The 25,715-nt window shown below is 61.1% G+C and carries 23 protein-coding genes; 15 read left to right on the forward strand and 8 right to left on the reverse strand.

Going from position 1 to position 25,715, the window contains the following annotated elements:
• Window positions 1-29: 29 nt before the first annotated feature.
• Entirely contained in the window at window positions 30-530 is a 501-nt protein-coding gene (locus tag RPE78_RS03860) for a GNAT family N-acetyltransferase (protein WP_406721270.1), read from the reverse strand.
• A 111-nt stretch (window positions 531-641) separates the two neighbouring features.
• Between RPE78_RS03860 and RPE78_RS03865 the strand changes: the two genes are divergently transcribed.
• The 3 genes from RPE78_RS03865 to RPE78_RS03875 are packed head-to-tail and all read left to right on the forward strand — an operon-like array spanning window position 642 to window position 2,683.
• Window positions 642-1,244 carry a flavin reductase family protein gene (locus RPE78_RS03865; protein ID WP_339108183.1) on the forward strand — a complete coding sequence of 201 codons (603 nt, stop codon included), beginning with the start codon at window positions 642-644 and terminating at the stop codon, window positions 1,242-1,244.
• 10 nt (window positions 1,245-1,254) lie between these two features.
• Complete coding sequence (locus RPE78_RS03870; protein WP_406721271.1) at window positions 1,255-2,121, forward strand: S-methyl-5'-thioadenosine phosphorylase; 867 nt, start codon at window positions 1,255-1,257, stop codon at window positions 2,119-2,121.
• Window positions 2,122-2,152: 31 nt separating this feature from the next.
• Entirely contained in the window at window positions 2,153-2,683 is a 531-nt protein-coding gene (locus RPE78_RS03875; RefSeq protein ID WP_339108185.1) for an adenine phosphoribosyltransferase, read from the forward strand.
• A gap of 298 nt (window positions 2,684-2,981) precedes the next feature.
• Here RPE78_RS03875 and RPE78_RS03880 read toward each other — a convergent pair whose 3' ends face one another.
• From RPE78_RS03880 to cyoE, 6 genes are all read right to left on the reverse strand, one after another.
• On the reverse strand, window positions 2,982-4,382 hold the full coding sequence (locus RPE78_RS03880) for an FAD-binding oxidoreductase (RefSeq protein ID WP_406721272.1): 1,401 nt from the start codon (window positions 4,380-4,382) through the stop codon (window positions 2,982-2,984).
• 20 nt (window positions 4,383-4,402) lie between these two features.
• Window positions 4,403-4,987 carry a GNAT family N-acetyltransferase gene (locus tag RPE78_RS03885; RefSeq protein WP_406721273.1) on the reverse strand — a complete coding sequence of 195 codons (585 nt, stop codon included), beginning with the start codon at window positions 4,985-4,987 and terminating at the stop codon, window positions 4,403-4,405.
• Window positions 4,987-6,246, reverse strand: a complete 1,260-nt coding sequence (locus RPE78_RS03890) for a M16 family metallopeptidase (protein ID WP_406721274.1) — start codon at window positions 6,244-6,246, stop codon at window positions 4,987-4,989. Before RPE78_RS03890 ends, RPE78_RS03885 begins: the two co-directional genes overlap by 1 nt.
• Entirely contained in the window at window positions 6,243-7,640 is a 1,398-nt protein-coding gene (thrC, locus tag RPE78_RS03895; protein WP_406721275.1) for a threonine synthase, read from the reverse strand. The genes RPE78_RS03890 and thrC overlap by 4 nt, the downstream gene beginning before the upstream one ends.
• 113 nt (window positions 7,641-7,753) lie before the next feature.
• The gene (locus RPE78_RS03900; protein ID WP_339108190.1) at window positions 7,754-7,918 is read right to left on the reverse strand and encodes a hypothetical protein; all 165 of its coding nucleotides are present in this window, start codon (window positions 7,916-7,918) and stop codon (window positions 7,754-7,756) included.
• A complete protein-coding gene (gene cyoE / locus RPE78_RS03905) occupies window positions 7,915-8,886 on the reverse strand; it encodes a heme o synthase (protein WP_339108191.1) in 972 nt (323 codons plus the stop codon). Before cyoE ends, RPE78_RS03900 begins: the two co-directional genes overlap by 4 nt.
• A gap of 407 nt (window positions 8,887-9,293) precedes the next feature.
• Between cyoE and tldD the strand changes: the two genes are divergently transcribed.
• The 5 genes from tldD (at window position 9,294) to RPE78_RS03930 (ending at window position 16,362) form a co-directional block, all read left to right on the forward strand.
• The gene (gene tldD / locus RPE78_RS03910; protein ID WP_406721276.1) at window positions 9,294-10,715 is read left to right on the forward strand and encodes a metalloprotease TldD; all 1,422 of its coding nucleotides are present in this window, start codon (window positions 9,294-9,296) and stop codon (window positions 10,713-10,715) included.
• A 172-nt stretch (window positions 10,716-10,887) separates the two neighbouring features.
• Window positions 10,888-12,000 (forward strand): DNA-processing protein DprA, encoded by a 1,113-nt coding sequence (gene dprA, locus RPE78_RS03915; protein WP_406721277.1) that lies wholly within the window; start codon window positions 10,888-10,890, stop codon window positions 11,998-12,000.
• Between the two features lie 113 nt (window positions 12,001-12,113).
• Window positions 12,114-14,888 (forward strand): type I DNA topoisomerase, encoded by a 2,775-nt coding sequence (gene topA / locus RPE78_RS03920; protein ID WP_406721278.1) that lies wholly within the window; start codon window positions 12,114-12,116, stop codon window positions 14,886-14,888.
• Between the two features lie 124 nt (window positions 14,889-15,012).
• Complete coding sequence (locus RPE78_RS03925) at window positions 15,013-15,714, forward strand: CoA transferase subunit A (RefSeq protein ID WP_406721279.1); 702 nt, start codon at window positions 15,013-15,015, stop codon at window positions 15,712-15,714.
• A gap of 3 nt (window positions 15,715-15,717) precedes the next feature.
• Complete coding sequence (locus tag RPE78_RS03930) at window positions 15,718-16,362, forward strand: CoA transferase subunit B (protein ID WP_339108196.1); 645 nt, start codon at window positions 15,718-15,720, stop codon at window positions 16,360-16,362.
• 439 nt (window positions 16,363-16,801) lie between these two features.
• Here the strand turns inward: RPE78_RS03930 and RPE78_RS03935 are convergent, their stop codons facing one another.
• The gene (locus RPE78_RS03935) at window positions 16,802-17,581 is read right to left on the reverse strand and encodes a lytic transglycosylase domain-containing protein (protein WP_339109542.1); all 780 of its coding nucleotides are present in this window, start codon (window positions 17,579-17,581) and stop codon (window positions 16,802-16,804) included.
• Between the two features lie 498 nt (window positions 17,582-18,079).
• Between RPE78_RS03935 and RPE78_RS03940 the strand changes: the two genes are divergently transcribed.
• From RPE78_RS03940 to RPE78_RS03970, 7 genes are all read left to right on the forward strand, one after another.
• On the forward strand, window positions 18,080-18,283 hold the full coding sequence (locus tag RPE78_RS03940) for a pilus assembly protein (RefSeq protein ID WP_406721280.1): 204 nt from the start codon (window positions 18,080-18,082) through the stop codon (window positions 18,281-18,283).
• Between the two features lie 422 nt (window positions 18,284-18,705).
• Window positions 18,706-19,569 carry a Flp pilus assembly protein CpaB gene (cpaB, locus tag RPE78_RS03945; protein ID WP_339108199.1) on the forward strand — a complete coding sequence of 288 codons (864 nt, stop codon included), beginning with the start codon at window positions 18,706-18,708 and terminating at the stop codon, window positions 19,567-19,569.
• Between the two features lie 195 nt (window positions 19,570-19,764).
• Window positions 19,765-21,120 (forward strand): type II and III secretion system protein family protein, encoded by a 1,356-nt coding sequence (locus tag RPE78_RS03950; protein WP_406721281.1) that lies wholly within the window; start codon window positions 19,765-19,767, stop codon window positions 21,118-21,120.
• Between the two features lie 3 nt (window positions 21,121-21,123).
• Window positions 21,124-21,771 (forward strand): OmpA family protein, encoded by a 648-nt coding sequence (locus tag RPE78_RS03955; RefSeq protein WP_339108201.1) that lies wholly within the window; start codon window positions 21,124-21,126, stop codon window positions 21,769-21,771.
• Window positions 21,772-21,989: 218 nt separating this feature from the next.
• The gene (locus tag RPE78_RS03960) at window positions 21,990-23,258 is read left to right on the forward strand and encodes a CpaE family protein (protein WP_406721282.1); all 1,269 of its coding nucleotides are present in this window, start codon (window positions 21,990-21,992) and stop codon (window positions 23,256-23,258) included.
• Between the two features lie 27 nt (window positions 23,259-23,285).
• The gene (locus RPE78_RS03965; protein WP_339108203.1) at window positions 23,286-24,725 is read left to right on the forward strand and encodes a CpaF family protein; all 1,440 of its coding nucleotides are present in this window, start codon (window positions 23,286-23,288) and stop codon (window positions 24,723-24,725) included.
• A gap of 2 nt (window positions 24,726-24,727) precedes the next feature.
• On the forward strand, window positions 24,728-25,696 hold the full coding sequence (locus RPE78_RS03970; protein ID WP_339108204.1) for a type II secretion system F family protein: 969 nt from the start codon (window positions 24,728-24,730) through the stop codon (window positions 25,694-25,696).
• Window positions 25,697-25,715 lie beyond the last annotated feature (19 nt).

Raw genomic sequence — 25,715 nt, forward strand, 5'->3', positions numbered from 1 at the left:
AGCGCGGCCTGGGGACTGCAAGGGCCAGCTCAGGCCGCGGGCGGATCCGAAGGGGATTTCTCGACCGGTCCGGTAATGCCCTCCCACGCCCCCGGCACCAGCTCCAGTGCCAGAACGCGGTCGGGATTGGTGGGCGGCGGCATGTCGACCCCGTCGATCTTCCAGAAACCGAAGCGGCGGTAATAGGGTTCGTCCCCGACCAGAAGCACGCGTTCCCAGCCGAGGCGGCGGGCCTCGTTAAGGCTTTCATGCATGAGGATGCCGCCCAATCCTTCGCCCTGACGGGTCGGGTGGACGGCCACCGGTCCCAGCAGCAGGCAGCGTGCGCCGCTGACAAGGATCGGCCAGTAGCGGATGACCGCCGCCAGAATTCCGTCCTGTCGCAGGGTCAGGCAAAGCGGGCGCACCGGCGAGACCCCGTCGCGCAGGCGATAGGAGGAAAGTGCCGTTCGACCGGGGGCGAAACAGAGGTCGTAAAGCGCCTCGACTTCCCACCAGTCCGCATCGGTTTCTTCATCGAGCTGATACATCTGCAATGCCCTGTCCGATCGCCCCCGCCGCGTATCGAAAGGCGTGCGGTGGGGCTTTTCTTTCCGCCTAGCACGCGGCACTGTCAGGTTCAAACCATAGGAGGCCCGAGAATGTTTTATCGCCCTGCGGAAGGCCATGATCTTCCGCATGATCCGTTCAACGCGATCATCGCCCCCAGACCGATCGGCTGGATTTCCACCCGCGGAACGATGGGCGACAATCTGGCCCCCTATTCGTTTTTCACGGCAGCGGCCTATGTGCCGCCACAGGTGGTGTTTTCCTCGCAGGGGGCAAAGCCCGACCGCGACGGGACGAAAGACAGTCTGGCGCAAATCCGCGAGACCGGCGTGTTCTGTGTCAATCTGGTCGATCCTGCCCTTGTCGAGGGCATGAATGGCAGTTGCGCCGACTATCCGGCGGGGGTGGACGAGTTCACCGCCTGCGGTGTGGACAAGGCCGAATGTTGCGAAATCGACTGCCCCCGTGTGGCTCTGGCCCCTGCGGCACTGGAATGTCGTCTGGTGCAGGAGATCCCGCTTCTGGGAGCCAGAAACACGCTGGTCCATGCCGAGGTGATCGGCATCCATCTTCGGGAGGACTGCCTGCACGAGGGCTTGTACCGCCCGCCGGGATGGGTCAGCCGTCTGGGCTACCGCGGCACCTATGCCACGGTGACCGACACGTGGGAACTGCTACGCCCGAAACTGGACTGAGGGGAAACATATGGACAAGGTGATCGGGGTCATTGGCGGGTCGGGGCTTTATGACATTGCCGGATTGGAAGACCGTCAATGGCAGAGCATGGACACGCCCTTTGGTGCCCCCTCGGATGCACTGCTGACCGGATGGCTGGACGGGGTGAAGATGGTGTTCCTGCCCCGCCACGGGCGCGGCCATCGGCATTTGCCAAGCACGGTGAATTACCGCGCGAATATTGCCGCGATGAAGATGATGGGCGTGACCGATCTGGTGGCGATGTCTGCGGTCGGCTCGTTGAAAGAAGCCTATGCGCCGGGCGACTTTCTGGTTGTGGACCAATATATCGACCGCACCTTCGCGCGCGAGAAGAGCTTTTTCGGCACGGGGCTTGTGGGGCATGTGCCCTTTGCGCATCCGACCTGTCCGCGCCTGTCGGAGATCTGCCTTACGGCGGGGCAGGAGGTCGGCGGCACCCTGCATATGGGCGGCACCTATGTGGCGATGGAGGGGCCGCAATTTTCCACGCTGGCCGAAAGCCGCCTGTATCGCAGCTGGGGCGCGGATGTGATCGGCATGACCGGCATGCCAGAGGCAAAGCTGGCCCGCGAGGCCGAGATCTGCTATGCCTGTGTGGCGATGATCACCGATTACGACTGCTGGCATCCGGACCATGACGCAGTGGATGTGGCGCAGGTGGTGGCCACAGCGCATGCCAATGCCGAACGGGCACGCGCTCTGGTCGCGGCCCTGCCCTCCCGCCTTAAAGGGCCGCAAACGGATTGCGCTTCGGGCTGCAACCGTGCATTGGACGGGGCGATCATGACGGCCCCCGACCGTCGCGACCCCGAGATGATAGAGAAACTGACATGCGTGGCCGGTCGCGTCCTGTGACCGCCCGCGCAGCGCCCGCAGGGAGACAGCCATGAAAACCGTCAAGGATTACATCCGCACCATCGCCGATTTCCCGCATGAGGGGATCCTGTTCCGCGATGTCACCACCCTTTTTGCCGACCCGCGCGGCTTCCGCATGGCCATCGACCAGCTTCTGCACCCTTGGGCGGGCCAACCCATCGACAAGGTGGTGGGGCTTGAGGCGCGCGGCTTCATTCTGGGCGGGGCCATCGCGCACCAGCTGTCGAAAGGGTTCGTGCCGATCCGCAAGAAAGGCAAACTGCCGGGCCAGACGATCAGCCAAGCCTACAAGCTGGAATATGGCGAGGCGATCATGGAAATGCACGAAGACGCCATCCAGCCGGGCGAGCGTGTGTTGATCGTCGATGACCTTCTGGCGACGGGCGGCACCTGCGAAGCCGGACTCAAGCTGGTCGAGAAACTGGGCGGCAAGATTGTCGGCTGCTCGTTCATCGTGGACCTGCCCGAACTGGGCGGGCGCAAGAAGCTGGAAGCGATGGGCCAGAACGTTCAGGTGCTCTGCGAGTTCGAGGGGCTCTGACACCTGCGCCCTTTCGGACCAGCCCCTTTCGAAGCCGGTCCGAAGCCCTCCTGCCCGAGCGCCCATATGGGCCACAGGGATGACACCGGAACGCAAACAAAGCCTTATGGCCAGATGCCATACCGGACACAACAAACAATAGAACCCTGCGCCGCTGTCGGATATCCGCTAACCTTTTGGCAGGATTTCATATGCTAGAACCAAGGCGCAGACTGGTTCTGCTGCTTGCAAACACGTGAACCGTTGCACAGCGCCTCGCCTCCACCCCAAGGGCGAGGCGCTTTCTTTTGGCCTTGCCTCAGTTGCCGGGTAGCACCGCACCGGGATTCATGATGCCCTTCGGGTCCAGCGCCGCTTTGACCGCGCGCATCACAGCCAGCTTGCCCGCATCGCCATAACGTTCCAGATCTCCGGTTTTGATCCGCCCGATCCCGTGCTCGGCAGAAACCGAGCCGCCGAAGCGGTTGACCACCTCGTAGACGCAATCCTTTACCGCCGTTTTCATGCTCTCGTAATCGGCGCGGGTTTTCCCCGCCGCCGGAAACGCGTTGTAATGCAGGTTACCATCACCCACATGGCCAAAGCAGTTCACACGGACATCGCCCAGTTCGGCCAGAGCCTCGCCCGCCGCCTTGATAAAGGCCGGAAGCGAGGGCAGCGGCACCGAGACATCATGGCTGGAGATCGAGCCGATGCGCTTATTCGCCTCGGGGATATTCTCGCGCAGCGCCCACATATCCATACGTTGCTGGCCCGATTGCGCGATCACCCCGTCGCTGACCAGATCGCCTGCCGCCTCGAACAGCCCCGCAAGCGCCTCTTCGGCCTCCATCCCCGCAGGCAGCCCGATCTCGCAGAGCACCATCCAGTCGGGGGCCTCGGGGAACGGCATATGAACCTCGGGACCGACCTGCGCCAGAAACTCCAGCCCCTGCCGCCCGATCAGTTCAAAGGCAGAGACACAGCCCGCCATCCGCGCCTCGGCCAGTTCCAGAAGCTCCAAAGCGGCCTCAGGGCTGGGCACCACGAAAAACGCCGTGCCGACCTCGGAGGGGCGCGGGAACAGACGCAGGCTGGCCGCGGTGATCACCCCCAGACTGCCTTCCGAGCCGATCATAAGGTCCTTGATGTCATAGCCCGTGTTGTCCTTGCGCAGACGTTTCAGGCCAGACACCACGGTGCCATCGGCCAGCACGGCCTCGACCCCCAGACAGAGTTCACGCGTATTGCCATAGCGCAGCACATTGACCCCGCCCGCATTGGTTGCCAGACAGCCGCCGATACGGGCCGTCCCCTGCGAGGCCAGCGACAGCGGGAACAGCCGCCCACGCTCTTCGGCGGCGTCTTGCACCTGCGCCAGCGTCAGCCCTGCCTCGACGATCATCGTATGGGCATCGGCATCGCGGATACGGGTCATCTTCTCGAGGCTGAGGATCAGCGGGCGGGTCTCGCCGGGCATGATCTGGCCTGACACCAGCCCTGTGCCGCCGCCATAAGGCACCACCGGCACGCCCTCTTGATGGCAGAGTTTCAGGATCTGCGAGACCGCTTCGGTGCTTTCGGGACGCGCCAGAAGACCACCCTGCCCGAACCAGCGTCCGCGAGGTTCTTCCAGATAGCGCGGTTCGGCCTCGGATAGCGCAAGATCCGGCAGCAGGTCGGACAGCTCTTGGCGGAAGGCATCATCGGCAGAACGCATGGAATTTCCTTTATAGAATGTCAGCCTACATCCGTGCGGCCCCGACGGTCGGGCCGCAGGTTGGAATAGAGCACATGATTGCGCCAGCGCCCGTTGATTTGCAAATAGGCCTGCGCCACGCCTTCATATTTGAAACCGGATTTCTCCAGCACCCCGCGCGAGGCCGCGTTTTCCGGCAGACAGGCCGCCTCGATCCGGCTGAGGTCAAGGATGGCGAAGGCATAATCGACCACACCATTGATCGCTTCGCGCATATAGCCTTGGCGGGCATAGCGTTCGCCCACCCAATAGCCGATGGTCCCCGACTGCGCGGGGCCACGGCGGATATTGTCGAGGGTGATTGCCCCCACCACCCGATCGTCGCCGTGCCGGATAAGGAAAAAGGGCAAGGCCGTGCCTGCCGCCTCGGCCCGCGCCGACCAGTAAACCCGATTGGCAAAGGCCTTGCGCGAGAGATGGTCTTGCGACCACAGCGGCTCCCATTGGGTCAGGAACTCGCGGCTTTCCTCGCGCAGGCTGGCCCAATCGCGATAGTCGGAATGTTGCGGCAGGCGAAGCGTCAGCCGATCGGTTTCCACCTTCGGTTTCCGGCGACGCGTCAACATCAGGCGGCAAGCCTCCGCCGCAATTCCTCGAGATTGGGGGCTTTCTCGACCGGACCATAAAGGGCCAGCGCCGAATTGGGGGCCTCGATCAGCTTGCCCGCATAGGCGCGCACCGCCTCGACCGTTACCGCATCAATCCGCGCCGCCGTTTCTTCCAGATCCGGCACGCGGCCCCAGACCGACAGATTACGCGCCATACGCTCGGCACGGCTGGAGGGGCTTTCCAGACCCATCAGCATCCCCGCCTTGATCTGGGCACGCGCACGGGCGACCTCGACTTCCGACATATCCTCGGCGGCGCGTTTCAACTCATCCACCGTCAGGGTGGAAAGCTGCGCGACCTCTTCAGCCGAAGTGCCGGCATAGATGGTCATCATGCCCGTATCCTCATAGGCACCGGCCTGCGAGAAGATCGTGTAGCACAGCCCCTTCTCTTCGCGGATCTTCTGGAACAGGCGCGAGGACATGCCGCCGCCAAGCGCCGTCGCATAGACCTGCGCTGCGTAAAGATCGCTCGAGCGGTAGCTCGGGCCTTCAAAGGCCAGTGCGAAATGCGCCTGTTCGAGGTCTTTGGTCTTGCGGTGCTCTGCCCCTTTCCAGCTTGCAGGCTGGATCAGCGCATCCGTGCGCGGGACCATATGGCCAAAAATTCCCTCGGCCTGTTTGACGATCGTGTCATGATCCACATCGCCCGCCGCCGACAGGATCATCTGGCCCGGACCATAATGTTCGGCAACAAAGCCCGCCAGATCGCTTTGCCCGAAGCCCGCAACCTTTTCTGCCGGACCAAGGATGGTGCGACCGATGGCCTGATCGGGATAGGCGGCCTCTTGCAGCCAGTCGAAGATGATATCATCAGGCGTATCGAGCGACTGCCCGATTTCCTGCAAGATCACACCGCGCTCGACCTCGATCTCGCGCTGGTCGAAGACGGGATTCATCAGGATATCCCCGATGACATCAAGGGCCAGCGGCACATCATTGCCCAGAACGCGCGCGTAATAGGCGGTCACCTCACGCGAGGTATAGGCGTTGATATAGCCGCCCACATCCTCGATCGCCTCGGCGATCTGTAGCGCACTGCGCGTCTTGGTGCCCTTGAACGCCATATGTTCAAGGAAATGCGCGATGCCGTTCTGTTCGGGGCGTTCGTGACGCCCGCCCGCATTGACCCAGATGCCGATAGAGGCAGAGGCCATCGAGGGCATCCGCTCGGTCACGACACGCAGGCCGTTGGAAAGGGTCGAAAACTGGATCATACGCGGCGCTCTTTGCGGATCAGGGCCTCAAGTTCGGCCAGATCATTCGGGACACGGGTCACGCGCTCTTCGCGCTCGAACAGATCGGCCATGCGCGGCGGCAGTTCGGGATGCACACCAGACGCCTCGTTCACAGCGGCAGGGAATTTCGCCGGATGCGCGGTGGCCAGCGTGATCATCGGCGTTGCCGGATCGCGCTCGATCGCCTCCATCGCCACACCCACGCCCACGGCGGAATGCGGGCACAACAGCTCGCCCGTGGTCTTCAGCGTCTTGGCGATGATCTCCAGCGTGCGGCCTTCGCCGACCGAGCCGCTGTCGTAATGCTCGAGCAAAGCGCCCATCGCGTTTTTCGACACGGTGAAAGAGCCTTGGGTCTTCAGCTCGTCCATCAGCGCCGAAACAGCCGCCCCGTCACGGCCATAGGCCCAGAACAGCGCACGCTCGAAATTCGACGACACCTCGATATCCATCGACGGGCTCATCGAGGGTTTAACACCGCGCTTGGTGTAATCGCCTGCCTTGATGCAGCGGTCGAGAATGTCATTCTGGTTGGTGGCGATCACCAGACGGTCGATCGGCAGCCCCATTTCCTTGGCAAGGAAGCCTGCGAAAATATCACCGAAATTGCCGGTCGGCACAGTGAAGGACACCTTGCGATGCGGCGCCCCCACGGCCACGGCCGAGGTGAAGTAATAGACGATCTGCGCCAGAACACGGGCGAAGTTGATCGAGTTCACACCGGCAAGGCCAACCTCGTCGCGGAAGGTGAAATCGTTGAACATATCCTTCAGCTTGGCTTGGCAATCGTCAAAATCACCTTCAAGCGCCAGCGCATGGACATTGCCTTCGATGGGCGTGGTCATCTGGCGGCGCTGCACCTCGGACACGCGGCCATGCGGGAAGAGGATGAAGACATCCACATTCTCCAGCCCGCGGAAGGCCTCGATCGCGGCCGAACCGGTATCACCCGAGGTTGCGCCCACGATGGTGACCTTGCGGTTCTGTTTCGCCAGCTCGATCTGGAACAGCTGGCCGATCACCTGCATCGCGAAATCCTTGAACGCGAGCGTCGGGCCGTGGAACAGCTCCAAGAGGAAATGGTTCGGCGCCAGCTGTTTCAACGGCGCGCGAGCCACATGGCCGAAACCGGCATAGGCGCGGGTGATGGCCCCCTTCAGCTCTTCGTCGGAGAAGGTCTCGGCGGTGAAGGGCTTCATCACGCGGAAGGCGACTTCCTCATAAGACAGACCGGCCATCGCGGCGATCTCGTCTTGCGTGAATTGCGGCACCGTCTCGGGCACATAGAGCCCGCCGTCGCGGGCCAGACCCGTCAACATTGCTTCGCCAAAGCTCAGAGCCGGGGCCTGTCCCCGGGTCGAAATATAACGCATGGTCGGTCCTTCGGTTCGTCGGGGTCTGATACGCCAATGCCGGGGCGGTGTCATCCCTGACAACGCATCTCCCCCAGAAATCGGCATAACCTGCGGCAGAAAAGCCCGAAGGTCTAGCGTGTCTGGGCAGAGATGGGGGCGTTTGCGGCCTCTGTCTGGGCGGAAAGCTTGACCACGGTCAGCCCGAAGACAAGCAGGCAGAACACGGCCAATGTCAGCCCTAGCCCCTTATTGCGCGAGGCACGGGCCAGATGCATAGGATAGATGCGACGGCTCATGACCACAGGAAGCCCAGATCGAAGCTCTGCGCGAAGCTGGCATAGGCTGGCCAAAGATGCAGCGCCTTTTCCACCAAGAGCGCCCCGAAATGCAGCGCCAGATACAGCAGCGAGAAATAGAAGTAGCGTTTTTCAAAACGGTATTTCTCGGCCTCGGCAGTCTCTTCGGCACGGCGCCAGATCACCCAGCCGCCGTGGATGAAGACCGCATTCAGCACCAGCGCCGTGGCCAGATAGACCGGCCCGCCAATCGAGGTCACGCCCAGCCCGATGGCCACCGGCGCAAGGATCAGCGCATAGGCAAGGATATGGCGGCGGGTCACCTTGCGACCATGTGTCACGGTCAGCATCGGCACTTTCGCCGCCGAATAGTCGCTTTTCATGAACAGCGCGAGCGCCCAGAAATGCGGCGGCGTCCACAGGAAGATCAGCAGGAACATCGCCACTGATTCGACAGAAACGCCCCCTGTAGCCACAGCCCAGCCGATCATGGGCGGGAAGGCCCCCGCGGCCCCGCCGATCACGATATTCTGCGGCGTCGAGCGTTTCAGCCACATCGTATAGACGATGACATAGAAGAAGATCGTGAAGGCCAGAAACAGCCCCGAAAACACATTCGAGGCCAGCGCCAGCATGACACAGGAGATCACCGAAAGCGCCAGACCGAAGCCCAAAGCCTCGGTTTCGCTGAGACGGCCTGCGGGGATCGGGCGGCTTTGGGTGCGCTTCATGATGCGGTCGATATCGGCATCATACCACATGTTCAGCGCCCCCGAGGCACCACCCCCCAAGGCGATGAAAAGAATGGATATAAATCCAACCAGAGGGTGCACCGGCACGGGCGCCACAACCAGCCCCACGAAGGCGGTAAAGACAACCAAAGACATCACACGCGGCTTTAGCAGCGCCACGAAATCGTTGAACTGCGCATCTTGGCCTTGCGGTTTCACATAGCTGATATCGCTCATACGTGCCTTCCGGTTCGTCTTTCCTGAAACTGTGCGCCGCAGCCTCTGGCATGGCCCCGCCGTGCAGCTATTGTCGTTGTCCAGCCCTATCCGCAGACCCCCTGCCGCGCCCAGACACCTCGCCGGCACAAAGAGCCGGAAAATAGCGGGACGGATCTGCCTGATCCGGCTGAAACAGCGCCTGATTAGCCGCAAGCGGATCACAGGTCTACCGGCCGGATACACCTAATATTGATACTGCGCCATATCTTTACATTTTCCCAGCGCGGTTCGCATCGCCCGCCGCGCCGGAATTTGCACGCGGATCGCACAGGAATTGCCGACAAAACTTGTATCAGCGCGCATGACAGGACATATCCGTTGGGAAGAACCGCGACCATAGGCGCGCAACGAAGGAAGGACACCGGATGAGCGATACCCGCTTCGCCCCTTTTGAGACCCAGCTGGATGAAGAGCGCGCCCTTGCTGTTTTGCGTGAGGCGACCTCTGGGGCCGATGATGGCGAGCTGTTCCTTGAGCGCCGCCGCTCCGAGGCGCTGGTCTTCGATGATGGCCGCGTGAAGAATGCCAGCTATGACGCCGCCGAGGGCTTTGGTCTGCGGGCCGTGCGCGGCGAGGTTTCGGGCTATGCGCATTCGACCGAGCTGACGGAAAGCGCGCTGAAACGCGCCGCCGAGACCGCCCGTCTGGCCGTGGGTGCCGGAGGCGGCACGATGGCGCCCCCGCCACAGGGCACCAATCTGCGGCTCTATTCCGACACCGACCCGATGAGCGATGCCACTTTTGCCACCAAGATCGACATCCTCAAGGAGATCGACGCTTTCGCCCGCGATCTGGACAAACGCGTGGTGCAGGTTTCGGCCTCGATGGCGGCCTCTTTGCAAGAGGTCTTCATCCTGCGACCCGAAGGCGGGCTGGTGTCGGATATCCGCCCGATGGCGCGGATCAATGTGTCGGTCATCGTCGAGGAAAACGGTCGCCGCGAGTCGGGCAGTCATGGTGGCGGTGGCCGCTATGGTCTGGCAGGGCTGATCACCCCCGACACCTGGCAACCCGCCGTGCGCGAGGCGCTGCGGATCGCGCTGGTCAATCTGCGCGCCGAGGCCGCGCCTGCGGGGCAGATGGATGTGGTGCTTGGCCCGGGCTGGCCGGGGGTGCTGCTGCATGAGGCGGTGGGCCACGGGCTGGAGGGCGACTTCAACCGCAAGAAATCCTCGGCCTTTGCGGGGCTGATGGGGCAACAGGTGGCCGCCAAGGGCGTGACCGTGCTGGATGATGGCACCATCCCCGACCGTCGCGGGTCGATCACCATTGACGACGAGGGCACGCCTTCGGGCAAGAATGTGCTGATCGAGGACGGGATTCTGGTAGGCTATATGCAGGACCGCCAGAACGCGCGGCTGATGGGGGTCACCCCCACCGGCAACGGCCGCCGCGAGAGTTTCGCCCATTGCCCGATGCCGCGTATGACCAACACCTATATGATGGGCGGCGAGGCTGATCCGGCCTCCATTCTCGCCGATCTGAAAGATGGGATCTATGCCGTGGGCTTCGGAGGCGGTCAGGTGGATATCACCAACGGCAAATTCGTCTTCAACTGCACCGAGGCCTACCGCGTAAAGAATGGTGTGGTGGGCGCGCCGGTGAAAGGGGCCACTCTGGTGGGCGACGGCCCCACCGCGATGCGTCAGATTCGTGCCATTGGCAATGATATGGCCCTTGATCCGGGAATCGGAAATTGCGGCAAACAGGGGCAATGGGTACCCGTAGGGGTCGGCCAGCCCAGCCTGATGATTGGCGGGCTGACGGTGGGCGGCTCTGCTACCTGAGCGCCTTTTGCGAACCAACCCTTTATGAAACCTAGAAAATCCGTCCCTTGGGGCGGTTTTTCTATCAAGAGATCAAATAAATTTTTAGCAAAATTTTCGCAGCGCAGCGTTTGGTAACCATTCGTTAATCTTAATCTCGCAATTTGGTCTTGCGATTGAGGCGGAGGACCGGATGAAAACAGGCTTGTTTTCTTACCCCACCCCCTTCACCCCACCCACCACGGAAGAAAATGAACTGCTGGTTCTCCGTCTCTTTCGCTCTCGTCGTGTCGGGGCCACGACCTTTCACCGGATCATTACGGAACACGGATCGGCGACGGCAGCACTTGCGGCCCTGCCCGAGATCGCCCGCGCTGCCGGTGTGCCGGACTATTCCCCCTGTAACGAGGCGACCGCGCTGGCCGAAATGAAGGCGGGCCGCAAGGCAGGCGCGCGGCTTTTGGTGTTTGGTGGGCCCGATTACCCGCAGGCCCTGCTGGATCTGCCCGACGCGCCCCCCGTGCTTTGGGCTCTGGGCGATACCAGCCTTCTCCAACGCCCTGCTCTGGCCTTTGTGGGCGCGCGTAGCGCCTCGTCTCTGGGGCGGCGCATGGCGGCAGGGCTTGCGCAGGAGGCCGGAGAGGCAGGCTATGTGATTGTCTCGGGGCTTGCCCGCGGGATTGATGCCGAGGCGCATCAGGCCGCGCTTCTCACGGGCACCATTGGCGTGCAAGGGGGCGGGATCGATGTGATCTACCCCAAGGAAAACGCAGGACTGCATGACACCTTGTCGCGACAGGGCCTGCGGCTTTCCGAAAACCCGCCCGGAATGCAACCGCAGGCGCGCCATTTTCCGCAGCGCAACCGCATTATCTCGGGGCTGGCACGGGCGACGATCGTGATCGAGGCCGCCGCGAAATCGGGCAGCCTGCTGACAGCGCGTAACGCGCTGGACCAGGGGCGCGAGGTCATGGCAGTTCCGGGCCACCCGATGGACGGGCGGGTGGGTGGCTGCAACCTGCTGATCCGCGACGGCGCGACCCTGATCCGCGATTTTGCCGATATTGCCGAGGCTTTGGGCCCTGCCCCGCCACAGCCGTCGCACACGCCCCCCCTGCCACAAAGCGCCGTGCCGGATGATCTTGCGCAAGCCCTTCTGGAGCTTCTGGGGCCCAGCCCTGTTCTGGAAGACCATGTGATCCGCGATCTGCAAACCGATGCGGCCACATTCGCCCAGCTTCTGACCGATCTGGAACTGGAAGGTATGGTCTTGCGCCACCCCGGAAGCCGGATCAGCCTTGCATGAGCCCCTGCCGGAAAAGGCCATAAAACCGGAAGATCAGGCTTTACATTGACATTCCCCGAATAAACCCCACATCTTCCGCCCGACTCAAGAATAGCTCTACCTGCGAGGTCCACATGGCGGTTGTCGTCGTCGAATCACCAGCCAAGGCCAAGACAATTAACAAATATCTTGGTTCCGATTACACCGTCCTCGCCTCTTTCGGGCATGTTCGCGACCTGCCTCCGAAAGATGGTTCGGTCGATCCCGAGCATGATTTCGACATGAAATGGGAGATTGCGTCCGATTCGAAAAAGCACATCAAGGCGATCACCGATGCGCTGAAAGATGATGACACATTGATCCTCGCGACTGACCCTGATCGCGAGGGGGAAGCGATTTCGTGGCACCTTGAGCAGGCGCTAGAAAAGAAGCTCAAGGGGAAGAATGTCAGCCGTGTGACCTTCAACGCGATCACCAAGAATGCGATCTTGGAGGCGATGAAATCCCCGCGTCAAGTGGATACCGCGCTGGTCGAGGCCTATCTGGCGCGGCGCGCGCTGGACTATCTGGTGGGCTTCAACCTCTCGCCCGTGCTCTGGCGCAAGCTACCCGGTGCGAAATCGGCGGGCCGTGTGCAATCGGTCTGTCTGCGGCTGATCGTCGAGCGCGAGATGGAGATCGAGGCCTTCAACCCGCGTGAATACTGGTCGGTCGTGGCCCAGATGGAGACCCCGCGCGGCCAGACTTTTGAAGCCCGCCTGACGATGCTGGGCGGCAAGAAGCTGGATAAATACGACCTCGCCAATCAGACCGATGCCGAGATGGCCGTTCAGGCGGTGTCCTCGCGCGCACTGATGGTCAATTCGGTCGAGGCCAAGCCTGCCAGCCGCAACCCCTATGCGCCCTTCATGACCTCGACCCTGCAACAGGAGGCCTCGCGCAAATTCGGCATGGGCGCCAAGGCCACGATGTCGGCGGCGCAGCGGCTTTATGAGGCGGGCTATATCACCTATATGCGGACCGATGGCATCGATATGGCCCCCGAGGCCGTGATGCAGGCGCGCGATGCGATCAAGGCGAAATTCGGCGAAAGTTACGTCCCCAAATCGCCGCGCATGTATAAGAACAAGGCCAAGAACGCGCAGGAGGCCCACGAATGTATCCGCCCGACGGATATGTTTGTCTCGCCCGACAAGCTGAAGGTTTCCGCCGATGACCAGCGCAAGATCTATGATCTGATCTGGAAGCGCACCATTGCCAGCCAGATGGAAGCCGCGCGGTTTGAACGCACCACCGTTCTGATCGGCTCGAAAGACGAGCAGGTCGAGCTGCGGGCCACGGGCTCGGTTGTGACCTTCGACGGCTTCCTGAAGGTCTATGACCAAGGCCGCGACGATGACGACGACGAGGATAGCAACCGCCTGCCGCAGGTGATGCAGGGCGAGGCTTTGAAGCTGGCGCCTGCCTATGAAGAGGCCTTCAGCAAGGCGCAGGGCGAGGACACGCTGGTCGAGGATGACAAGCCCGGCATCCGTCGTTGCCCCGCCGCTGTCATGAGCGAGAATGCCGCGATCCTCGGCGCCCAGCACCATACCCAGCCCCCCGCCCGCTATACGGAAGCGACGCTGGTCAAACGGATGGAAGAACTCGGCATCGGGCGGCCCTCGACCTATGCGTCCATCGTCACGACCATTCAGGACCGTGGCTATGTGCGCAAGGACAAGAACCGCCTGTTCCCCGAGGATAAGGGCCGTCTGGTCACGGTCTTCCTTGAGAATTACTTCCGCCGCTATGTGGAATATGACTTCACGGCGGGGCTGGAAAACCAGCTGGATGATGTCTCGGCGGGGGAGCGCGATTATAAAGAAGTGCTCTCGCGCTTCTGGCGGGATTTCTCGGCAGCGCTTGAGGAAACTTCAGAGCTGCGTATCACCGAGGTGCTCGACAAGATCGACGAGGTTCTGGCACCCCATATCTACCCGCCCCGCGAGGACGGGTCGAACCCGCGCATCTGCCACGTCTGTGGCAGTGGCCAGCTTCACCTGAAGACCGCCCGCTCGGGTGGCGCCTTTATCGGTTGCGGCAATTACCCCGAATGCCGCTATACCCGCCCGCTCTCTGCCCCCGATGGCGATGACGCGGCGCAGGCGCTGGACGGCAAGCTGTTGGGCTATGACGAGGGGATGCAGGTGACGCTGCGCGTGGGGCGCTTTGGCCCCTATGTGCAGAAGGGCGAGGTCACCGAGGATGTGCCGAAACCGCCGCGCGCCTCGATCCCGAAGACATGGTCACTGGAAGATCTCGACATTGAGAAGGCGATGCTTTTGCTGAACCTGCCCCGCGAGATCGGCCCCCACCCCGAAGATGGCGAGATGATCGAATCCGCTATTGGCCGGTTCGGCCCCTATGTGAAGCACCTCAAGACCTATGCGAATCTGCCCTCGGTCGAGGATGTCTTCACCGTGGGGATGAACCACGCGGTGGAACTGCTGGCGCAGAAGGCGGCGCGCGGTGGCCGTGGCGCTGCCGCCAAACCGCTGAAAGAGCTGGGCGAGCACCCCGATGGCGGCGCGGTCTCGGTGATGCCCGGACGCTATGGGCCTTATGTGAAATGGGAAAAGGTCAATGCGACGATTCCCAAAGAAGTCGAGCCCGAGCAGGTGACCATGGAGCAAGCGGTGGAATGGCTGGCCGAGAAGGCCGCCAAATCGCCGAAGAAGAAGGCCGCGGCGAAAAAGCCTGCCGCCAAGAAAACCGCCGCCAAAAAGCCTGCGGCCAAGAAGGCCCCCGCCAAAAAGGCGGCCACCCCGAAAACCGCAGCGAAAAAGCCTGCGGCCAAGAAAGCGGCCCCCAAGAAGACCGCCGCTCCGGAAACCGATCCGGATGACGGCGCGGGGACCGAAGACTAAGACAGAAAGGCAGGCACGCAAGTGGCCTGCCTTTTTTACGCCCTGCTTACCCTGCGCCGCAGCGCAGCATTGACTTGCTCTGAACGATAGCGCCTTATTGGCTGAAACACTTGGAGGAGTATTCATGCAGAAGATTTACGGCTCCGCGACCGAGGCTCTGGACGGGCTTTTGTCGGACGGCATGCTGATCGCCGCAGGAGGCTTCGGCCTTTGCGGCATCCCCGAGCTTCTGATCGACGCGATTGTCAAAAGCGGCGTCAAGGATCTGACGGTTGCGTCCAATAACGCGGGCGTCGACGGCTTTGGTCTGGGCAAACTGCTGGAGACCCGCCAGATCAAGAAGATGATGTCCTCCTATGTCGGCGAGAATGCCGAATTCATGCGGCAATATCTCTCGGGCGAGCTTGAGCTGGAATTCAATCCGCAGGGCACGCTGGCCGAACGTATGCGTGCAGGCGGGGCGGGTATCCCCGGGTTCTACACCAAGACCGGCGTTGGCACGCAGGTGGCCGAGGGCAAGGAGGTCAAGCAGTTCAAGGGCGAGGATTACATTCTGGAGGAAGGCATCTTTGCCGATCTGGCCATTGTGAAAGCCTGGAAAGCCGATGAAACCGGCAATGCGATTTTCCGCAAGACCGCGCGCAACTTCAACCCTCCGGCGGCGATGTGCGGCAAGGTCTGCGTGATGGAGGTCGAGGAGATCGTACCCGTAGGCTCGCTGGACCCCGATCATATCCACCTGCCCGGCATCTATGTGCACCGCCTGATCCAGGGCCAGCACGAGAAGCGCATCGAAAAAGTCACCACGCGCCCGAAGGAGGCCTGATCCATGTCTGATGTGAAAAAGGGTTGGGACCGCAACCAGATGGCGGCGCGCGCGGCAAAAGAGCTTGAGGATGGCACCTATGTGAACCTCGGGATTGGCATTCCGACGCTTGTGCCCAATTTCATCCCCGAGGGCGTGAATGTGACGCTGCAATCGGAAAACGGCATGTTGGGCATGGGTCCCTTCCCCTATGAGGGCGAGGAAGACCCCGATCTGATCAATGCGGGCAAGCAGACCATTACCGAAGTCCCCAATACCGCCTATTTCGACAGTGCGACCAGCTTTGGCATGATCCGCGGCGGCAAGATTGCAGCGGCGATCCTGGGCGCGATGGAAGTGGCTGAAAACGGCGATCTGGCGAATTGGATGATCCCCGGCAAGCTGGTGAAAGGCATGGGCGGCGCGATGGATCTGGTTGCGGGCGTGAAGAAGGTCGTTGTGGTGATGGACCACCAGAACAAGGCGGGCGAGTCGAAGGTGCTCAAGGCCTGCACCCTGCCGCTGACCGGCACCGGCGTGGTGGATCGTATCATCACGAATCTGGGCGTTCTGGATGTGGTCGAAGGCGGCCTGAAGCTTGTGGAGCTGGCCGATGGCATCAGCGAAGAAGAGCTTCGCGCCGCAACCGAAGCGACGCTGGTCAACTAAGCCCATCCAACAGCCAAAGCGAAGGGGCGGAATTTCCGCCCTTTTTTCATGGGCAACGCCCCATTGGCCCGAACAATTTCAGCCCGATTCCGGTATTCGACACGAATTTGGAAACGATGCCTTATTCTTGCCTCAATTAGCCTTCAGTTTGCCTTTATCGGCGCAGCGCTTGATCCTGTGGCAGCGGGTGAAGCCAAGAACGCCATTAAAAACGAGCAGATAACAACAAGACTGAGGCAAGCAGACCCGTCAACATATCGTCTTCCGCATCACCCCAACACACCTCGGGTGACGACATGGCACGGGATCGACATACAGGCCCTCATTCACGCATCGTCCGGCGGCCCGACCGCATGAGGATACATGACAGATCAAAAAGGCATCCGCTGGCAGGCGGGTGCCTTTTCTTCATTGGGCATGGAATCGGGGGGGCTGGACGTCAGCCACGATCGGCAAAAACACAGCCATCTGTCACCAGCTCGGGCGGCGTCAGGCACAGCCCGCGCGCCACCGACCATGCGGCCAGCACCTTGGGCACATAATCGCGGGTTTCGGCAAAGGGCGGCACGCCATTATTGCGTTTCACCGCGTTTTCCCCCGCATTATAGGCCGCGATCACCATCAGCGGATCACGGTCGAACTCGGTCATCAGCCAATCCAGATAGGCCACGCCGCCTTTGATATTCTGGGCCGGATCCTTGCTGTCCTCCACATCGAAACGCTCCGCTGTGGCGGGAATCAGCTGCATCAGCCCCACCGCCCCCGCATGGGACACCGCATCATGACGTCCGGCAGATTCCGTCGAGATCATCGCCAGTACCAAAGCAGGGGAAACCTGTGTGCCGATCGTCGCCGCCAGAATCTGCGAGCCATGCCGGTCGGCAATGGCTTTCAGATCGGCCAGCCGCGGTGCGCGTACCGATTTGCCCCCCGGCCCTTGCGACAGCGCCGCGATCGCGGCGTCAAAGCGGCCCGCCCGATCTCCCAGACCGGGCGAGACCCGATCCCAGTACCAGGTGTAGCTGGAACTGGCAGCAGGCGCGCTTGCCGATTTCGGCATCACCGGCGTGAAGGGCATAGCGGCCCGCGCAGCCAGTGCTGCGCGCTGCTCATCGGGGTTGATCTGGATATTGATACGCTTTTTCGTCCCCGGCGCGGGCGGCGTCACTGTTTTCGGCGAATAACGGTTCACCGTCGGGGCCTGATGCTGCATGGCCATTGTGCGCACGGTGGGCGTCGTGATCACCGATTGCGCCCAAGTCATCGGCGCGGCGGCCATCACAAGGGCCATGCCAGCGCCCAGACGGACGGTCTGTCTTACTTTCATAAGCTCATCCTGCTCGAACCGGGGCTTCGCCCTCTGTATGTCATAAATCCCGAATCCCGCCGCAAGCGCCAGCGATTCGCCTTGATGTCCGCGTCAGAGGCCCGTTTTCATACGAAACCGTTGCCGCAATCCCCCGCCAGGACCGGATTCGCGCGCGCATGAAGGCGCGTCTGCACATATTGGCCACCGATCACTCGCCCCAAAGTGGCAAGCGCCCCGTGAAAGGTCAATAAAAGCTAAAGATTCTGCTCTTGGTCGCTGAAAGGCCGATAAGCTGCCCCATTCTAGCCACGAACCAACGACAAATTCTCCTCATGCCGCGGGGCATAGGGACAAGGGTGAATGACCAGAACCGCGGAAAGAGTGAGAGTTTAACACTGGAGAGCTGCCATGAAACTGTTTCGTCTGACCAAGAAATTCCGCAACGAAGAAGACGGCGCTGTGACCGTTGACTGGGTTGTGCTGACCGCCGCCATCGTAGGCCTCGGCGTTGCTGTTGTGACCATTGTGGGTAAAAACATTTACAAAGCCGGCTCTGATATCTCTGTGTCGCCGACCGCGCCCGACTTCACGACCTCGAGCACCGGCGGCTGATAGTCAAAACTTCGTGGTAACTAGCTATTCGCCGAAAGCCGCCTTCGGGGCGGCTTTCGCATGCCAACACCTCATGCAAGAAGCTGCCCATGTTTCTTGTTCTGCTGTGCCTAGAGGAAACGGACAAATATGAGCGTGCGCCCCACGATATTATCTTGTAACAACTTCGATCAGCAAAAATCGCTCCTACAAAAATTGCGAGTATTTCGTAAAAACGAATGTGGAGCCGTGTCAGCGGAATGGGTCGTTCTCACCGCAGTCGTTGCGGCTTTGGCGCTCGCAGTAGCGAAAGTCATCGGGACAAGTGCGTATTCAGCCTCCACAAAAATCGCAGACTATCTCGAATCCGTCGAGATTCAGGACGATTTTTAACCCGAAACTAGGGTTTCACGCCGCAAAGTACTCTCAGAAAGGGAAACACGATGCGTCTCATCTTTGGACTGGTCTTTATTCTGGGCGTCGCACTGGCCGGCATGGCCGTGTATATGACCCAAGGCAAGATTGCCGAATTTCAGGCCCAGCGTGATTACCTGCTGAAAGAGCGGCAGTCCATGACGCAGATGGCCAATATGGTCGTGGTGAAACATGCCCTGAAATATGGGGAACGTTTCACGCAAGCCGATCTCGAGGTCATCAAGGTCCAGCAGGGCAAGCTGCCCGAAGGCGCGTTCTCGGCCATTAGCGCGGCTCAGGGAGACGAGGCCACAAAAGCAGCCTTCCTTGACGGAGAAACCCGCCCCCGCGCGGCCCTACGGTCGTACGAGGCCAACGAGCCCTTGCTTGCATCAAAGATCACCAAACCCGGCATCGATGCCGGCATTACGGCCCGACTGGCGGCAGATATGCGCGCTTTCACCATCGGAGTGAACGCCGCATCCGGCGTGTCCGGTTTCCTGCGCCCGGGCGACCACGTGGATGTCTACTGGTATGGTCGCATCAACAATCGTGATGTGACCAAGCTGATCCAGACCAATCTCAAGCTGATCGCGGTCGATCAGAACGCCGATGCCGATCGCGTAGCCGAGGCCGTGATTGCACGCACTGTCACCGCAGAGGTCAGCCCCGAACAGGTGGCGGCCCTGACCCTTGCGCAAAGCACGGGACAGATCATGCTGGCACTGGTGGGAAATACGCTTGATACCAGCGCAATGGGCCCGATCGAGATTGATCGCGACCAGCTTCTTGGCACCCCCGAAGTTGCCGCAGCCCCTGCCCCCAAAGTCTGCACGATCAAAACCCGCAAAGGTTCCGAAGTGATCGAAACTCCGATCCCCTGCACCAATTAAGCCACCCCCAACCCGGCAACAGATGGACGGTAAAACCTGCATGTGACCTCAACGGCACAAACCGCAAGGGCGGTTATAAGCAAATTATTGCCAAATGTCCCTGTTTCGGTCATGCTCCTTTGAACGCAGTTAATGATCGCCAAGCGGACGCCAGAGCCGTAAGATTTACGATGTGATCGGAGAGGCAGGATCACAATGAACCTAAAGACTTTCTTCACGGCAGGGCTTTTGGCTTTGTCTTGCGGCCTCGGCGTGGTTTGCGCCGCCAATGCCGAAACATTGCGCGTTATGTCCGGTGCTTCATCCGCACCGCTGGCCGTGCCGATGAACCGTGCTGTGGTGGTGGAGAGCGACCAGCCTTTCACCGAATTATCCATCGCCAATCCCGGTATTGCCGATATCACCACGCTGTCCGACCGCACGATCTATGTACTGGGCAAGCTTCCCGGGCGCACGACAATGACCATTCTGGGCGCGGATGGTAAACTCATCTCGAATGTCGAAGTGCAGGTCACACCGGATATCGCCGAGTTCAAGGAGCGGCTGAAACAGATCCTGCCCGGCGAGAATATCGAAGTCCGCACGGCCAATGATGGTATCGTGCTCTCGGGCACCGTCTCTTCGACCGGCAAGCTGGATCGGGCACTGGATCTGGCCAACCGCTATGCACCCGACCGCGTGTCAAACCTGATGACCGTGGGCGGCACCCAGCAGGTGATGCTGCAGGTCCGCTTTGCCGAAATGCAGCGTTCCGTGGCAAAAAACCTGAACGCTTCCATTGGCTTGGGCCTAACCCGTGGCAATGCCAGCACCTCTTTGACCAATGCGACCAATAGTGGTGAAGGCGGGCAGTTCGGGCTCAGCCTGACCCGTGGCACCTTCGAAATGAACGTGCTGCTTGAGGCGCTGGAATCCAAGGGCGTCGTGCGCACATTGGCCGAACCGAACCTGACCGCCTTGTCCGGACAGGAAGCGCATTTCCTTGCCGGTGGCGAATACCCGATTCCGGTGGTCGACGATGATGGCATCGCTATCGAATACAAGCCCTTCGGCGTCGAGCTGACCTTTATTCCCCGCGTCATCGATGACGGTGTCATCAATCTGGAAATGAAGGCTGCGGTATCGGCCATCGATACCAGCGTGACGATGGAATCGGGCGGCTTCTCGGTGAATGCCTTCAAGCGGCGCGAAACCTCTACGACGGTCGAGATGCGGGACGGAGAAAGCTTCTCTATCGCGGGTATTTTGCAAGATGATTTCAACGGGTTGAACGATCAGGTGCCGTGGCTGGGCGACGTGCCGGTTCTGGGCGCGCTGTTCCGTTCAAGCGAATACGAGCGCAAGCAGTCCGAACTGGTAATCATCGTCACCCCGCATCTTGTCACGCCGACCAAAGGCATGGCCTATGCCCTGCCGACGGATCGGGTGAAGCTCCCCTCGGAATCGGATATGTTCCTCTTTGGCAAGACCACGGGGCGTCCGGTCAGCGGGGCTGCCGCCGAAGTCGCCAAGCAGGATTATTCCGGCTCTTACGGTTATATGATGGAATAACAGATGCATGGTTCGGCTTTCACACTTACGCTTTGCGCAGCGGCGCTGACCCTTGCGGGATGCAGCCAGGAGATCGGGAATTCTCTGGGAAGTACCGGCTACGGGTCCGCCACGGCGCACAACCTTCAGGTTATGACCAATCCTCAGGATTTTGCGGTCAACCTGAACAGCAAGTTCAATGCCAGCGTCCCCACCACGATCAACTTCGCCTTCAATTCGGCCGTGCTGACACCGGAAGCCCGTGCGATTCTGGCCCAGCAGGCCAAGTTTATCCGCCAGTTCCCCGAGGTGCGCTTCCGTGTCTATGGTCACACCGACCTTGTCGGATCGAACGCCTATAACAAGGCACTTGGTCTGCGACGCGCGAAAGCTGCGGTCAACTACCTGACATCGCAAGGGATTTCCAGATCAAGACTGGAAGCCATCGTAAGCTATGGCAAAACACAGCCGCTGGTTCTGACCAACGCCCCGAACGAACAGAACCGCCGCACCGTCACCGAAGTCTCGGGCTTTGTGGAAAGCAATCCGATGGTGATGAACGGGAAATACGCGCAGATCGTTTTCCGTGATTACGTGACAAGCGCGCAGCCCCCCACACAACTTACGGGCGGTGAGTCTACATCGGTCGGAACGGTCACCGGCGCGAAATAAGAAGCATAGTTACGAATGTCTTGCAGCAGGTGGTCCGTGGAAACAAGGGCCGCCTGTTATCATGATCGTCGCCTATATCCCCACAATTGAAACAGTCTGGCCGCAATCTTGCCAAGATTCGGCATGATCTTGAGCCAAAGCGAGGCCCCTGCGACCGAGTCGCGGCGGGTCACCCTATGGTCACTCCGAGGACCGATAACGGAAGGGACGTCAGGCAGATGAGTGCAGCACCTATACTAAGCCCGGAGCCGGCGCCGCTGGTGGCCTGCACCGTGTCGCGTGATGTGTCGAACTTCAATCTGCTGATCGAGGATATGGAAGCCGAACTTGGCGAAAGCTGGGGCGATCTCGGCTTTGATGACACGCTTTTGTTTCTCAACCAGCCCGATGCCGAAACGCTGGAATTTCTGGCGATTGCCGTGGACGAGGATGACGAGATCAATCTTGACCGCATCACGCGCATCATCACAACCGCCAAGGAAAAAGGGCTGCGGATCATTCTGATCGCTGAAGAGCTTTCGCCGATCGCGCTGCACCAACTGCTGCGTCTGGGGGCGGATGATTTCGTCCCCTATCCCCTGCCCGAAGGCGCGCTGCACGAGGCCATCCACCGGCTGGGCCATGCCCAGGATACCGCCGAGGATTTCGCCCCCGCCCAGCCACGCAAAACCAGTCAGGATCGCAACGGCGCGGTGTTGGCCGTTCATGGCATGGCAGGCGGCGTGGGTGCATCGACCTTTGCCGTCAATCTGGCATGGGAGCTGGCCTGCAATCCCGGCGCAAGCGGCAAGAAACGCACCGCGCTCCCCGAAGCGCCGCGTGTCTGCGTGATCGATCTGGATCTGCAATACGGCACGATTTCCACCTATCTGGACCTGCCGCGCCGCGAGATCATTTTCGACACGCTCAGCAACACCGCGCAGATGGATGCCGAGCTGTTCCATCAGGCGCTTCAGGTCTATCAGGACAAGCTGCATGTGTTCACGGCCCCTGCGGACATGCTGCCGCTGGATCTGCCGAGCACCGAGGACATCTCGCGGCTGATCAAGATGGCACAGAGCCAGTTCGACTTCGTGATCATCGACATGCCGTCAACCGTCGTGCAATGGACCGAAACGGTGCTGTCGGCCTCCGATCTGTATTTCGCCATGCTGGAACTGGATATGCGCTCGGCCCAGAACCTGCTGCGGATGATCCGTGCGCTTCAGGCCGAGGATCTACCGGTCGAGAAGCTGCGCTACGTATTGAACCGCGCACCGAAATTCACCGATCTGGCCGGCAAGTCGCGCGTCAAACGTCTGGCCGAAAGCCTTGATATCACGATCGAGCTGCACTTGCCCGATGGGGGCCGCGCCATCACGCAGGCCAATGATCACGGCCAGCCCCTTGCCGAAACGGCCGCCAAAGCGCCGTTACGGCGCGAATATCAGAAGCTGGCGCGCAGCGTCTACGACCGTAACCACGCTGCGAAGGCTGCACAGGGCTGATCCCGGACGGGACCGGAAAGGACAGATATGTTCTCGCGTTACAAAAAGCCAACCGCCCAGCCTGCCCCGCCCCCCGCCGCTGCGGTCGATAAGGCCCCGACGGTCGAACCCGTGGTGGAGAAAGCCCCGCTGGTCACCCGCCGCATAGCGCCCGCAGCGCCCGCGCAGGCAGAGCCGCAGGACAAGGACCGCCGTCGTCGCCAGAAGCTGGGCGAGCTGAAAACCGAAATCCATACCCGCCTGCTCGAAGACCTCAATCTGGCGGCGCTGGAAACGGCGCGCGAATCCGATCTGCGCTCGGAAATTTCCGCGATCGGGTCCGAAGTCCTGCAAGATGCCGGTATCGCCCTGACCGCAAGCGAGCGCACGACACTGATCGGCGAGCTTTATGACGAGGTGATGGGGCTTGGACCTCTCGAACCGCTGCTCAAAGACGAGACGGTGTCCGATATTCTGGTCAATGGCCCGCAACAGGTTTTTGTGGAACGCGGCGGCAAGCTGGAGCTGACCGACACCGTTTTCAAGGACGAACGCCACCTGATGCGGATCATCGACAAGATCGTGTCGGCCGTGGGGCGCCGTGTCGATGAATCCAACCCCTATGTCGATGCGCGTCTGGCCGATGGCTCGCGCTTCAACGCGATGGTGCCGCCGATTGCGGTGGATGGCTCGCTGGTTTCCATCCGGAAATTCAAGAAAGACAAGCTGGGCATTGACGATCTGGTCGGGTTCGGCGCCTTTACCGAGGAGATGGCCGCCTATCTGCAGGCCGCCGTCTCGACACGGCTGAATGTCATCGTCTCGGGCGGGACCGGCTCGGGCAAGACCACCACGCTCAATGCGCTGTCGTCTTTCATCGACAATTCCGAGCGTATCCTGACCATCGAGGATACCGCCGAACTCCAGCTGCAACAGACCCATGTGGGCCGGATGGAAAGCCGCCCGCCCAATGTCGAAGGGCGTGGGGCGGTGACGCCGCGCGACTGTCTGAAGAACGCGCTCCGGATGCGCCCCGACCGGATCATCGTGGGCGAGACCCGCGGCGAGGAGGTCATCGACATGCTGCAGGCGATGAACACCGGACATGACGGGTCCATGACCACGATCCACGCGAACTCGGCCCGCGATGCGATGTCGCGGCTGGAGAACATGATCGCGATGGCAGGGATCGAGATGCCGATCAAGGCGATGCGCGCCCAGATCGCCTCGGCTGTGAACCTTGTGGTGCAGGCCTCGCGTCTGCAGGACGGCTCGCGCCGGATGACCTCGATCTCGGAGATCACCGGCATGGAGGGCGATGTGATCTCGATGCAAGAACTGTTCCGCTACGAGCGCCTCGGCCTGACGCCGGAGGGCAAGATCATCGGGCGGTTCACCGCAACGGGCGTGCGGTCGCATTTCTCCGACAGGTTCCGCCAATGGGGCTATGACCTGCCTGCCTCGATCTATGAACCCGTGGAGGGCTGAGCATGGGCGCGATTTCCACCGTTGCCATCTATGCGGTGATCTTCATCGCGGTGCTCTTGCTGGTCGAGGGCATCTATCTGCTGGTCTTCGGCAAGTCGATCTCGCTGTCGCGGCGCGTCAACCGCCGCATCGATATGCTGGAAAAGGGCGGTCGCCGCGAAGAAGTGCTGGAACAGCTGCGCAAAGAGGTGACGCAGCACGAGAAGGGGCGCAACATCCCCTTCTATTCGCTGCTGGCCGACAAGGCGCAAAAGGCCAATATCGCCTTCAGCCCGCAGGCGCTGATGGGGGTCATGGCGGCCATGAGCCTTGTGGTCTTTGCGGGCCTCTCGGTCGGGCTGACGGTGGACCTGCCCACACGTCTGCTGCTTTCGGTGGCGATGGGGTGCGGCGCGGTGTTCCTGTGGGTCTCTGGCAAGGCGAAGAAACGCATGGCCCTGGCCGAGGAGCAACTTTCGGATGCCATCGAACTGATGGTGCGCAGCCTGCGGGTGGGGCATCCGCTTTCCTCGGCCATCCAAGCCGTGGCCAAAGAAATCCCCGACCCGCTGGGCACCGAATTCGGGATGATCGCGGACGAGGCCGCCTATGGCCGCCCCGTGGCCGATGCCCTGCGCGATCTGGCCCAACGGCTGGACATGCAGGATCTGCGCTTCCTCGCCGTGGCGGTATCGATCCAGCAGCAATCGGGCGGCAACCTTGCCGAGGTGCTCGACGGGCTGTCCAAAGTGATCCGCGCAAGGTTCCGTCTGTTCCGTCGCGTGAAAGCCATTACCGCCGAGCCGAAATGGTCGGGCATGTTCCTCTCGGGCTTTCCGCTGGTGGTGCTGGCGGGTATCCTGATCGTCTCGCCCACCTATTACGACAAGGTCAAGGATTCCGATATGTTCCTGCCTCTGGCCATTGCCGTCTTCGTCCTGCTGGGCATGAATGTGCTGTTCATGCGCATCATGACCAATATCAAAGTCTAAGCCCCGCTTTTCAAAGAGA

Origin of the sequence: Thioclava litoralis (genome assembly GCF_045278885.1) — a bacterium.
Taxonomy (GTDB): Bacteria; Pseudomonadota; Alphaproteobacteria; order Rhodobacterales; family Rhodobacteraceae; genus Thioclava; species Thioclava litoralis.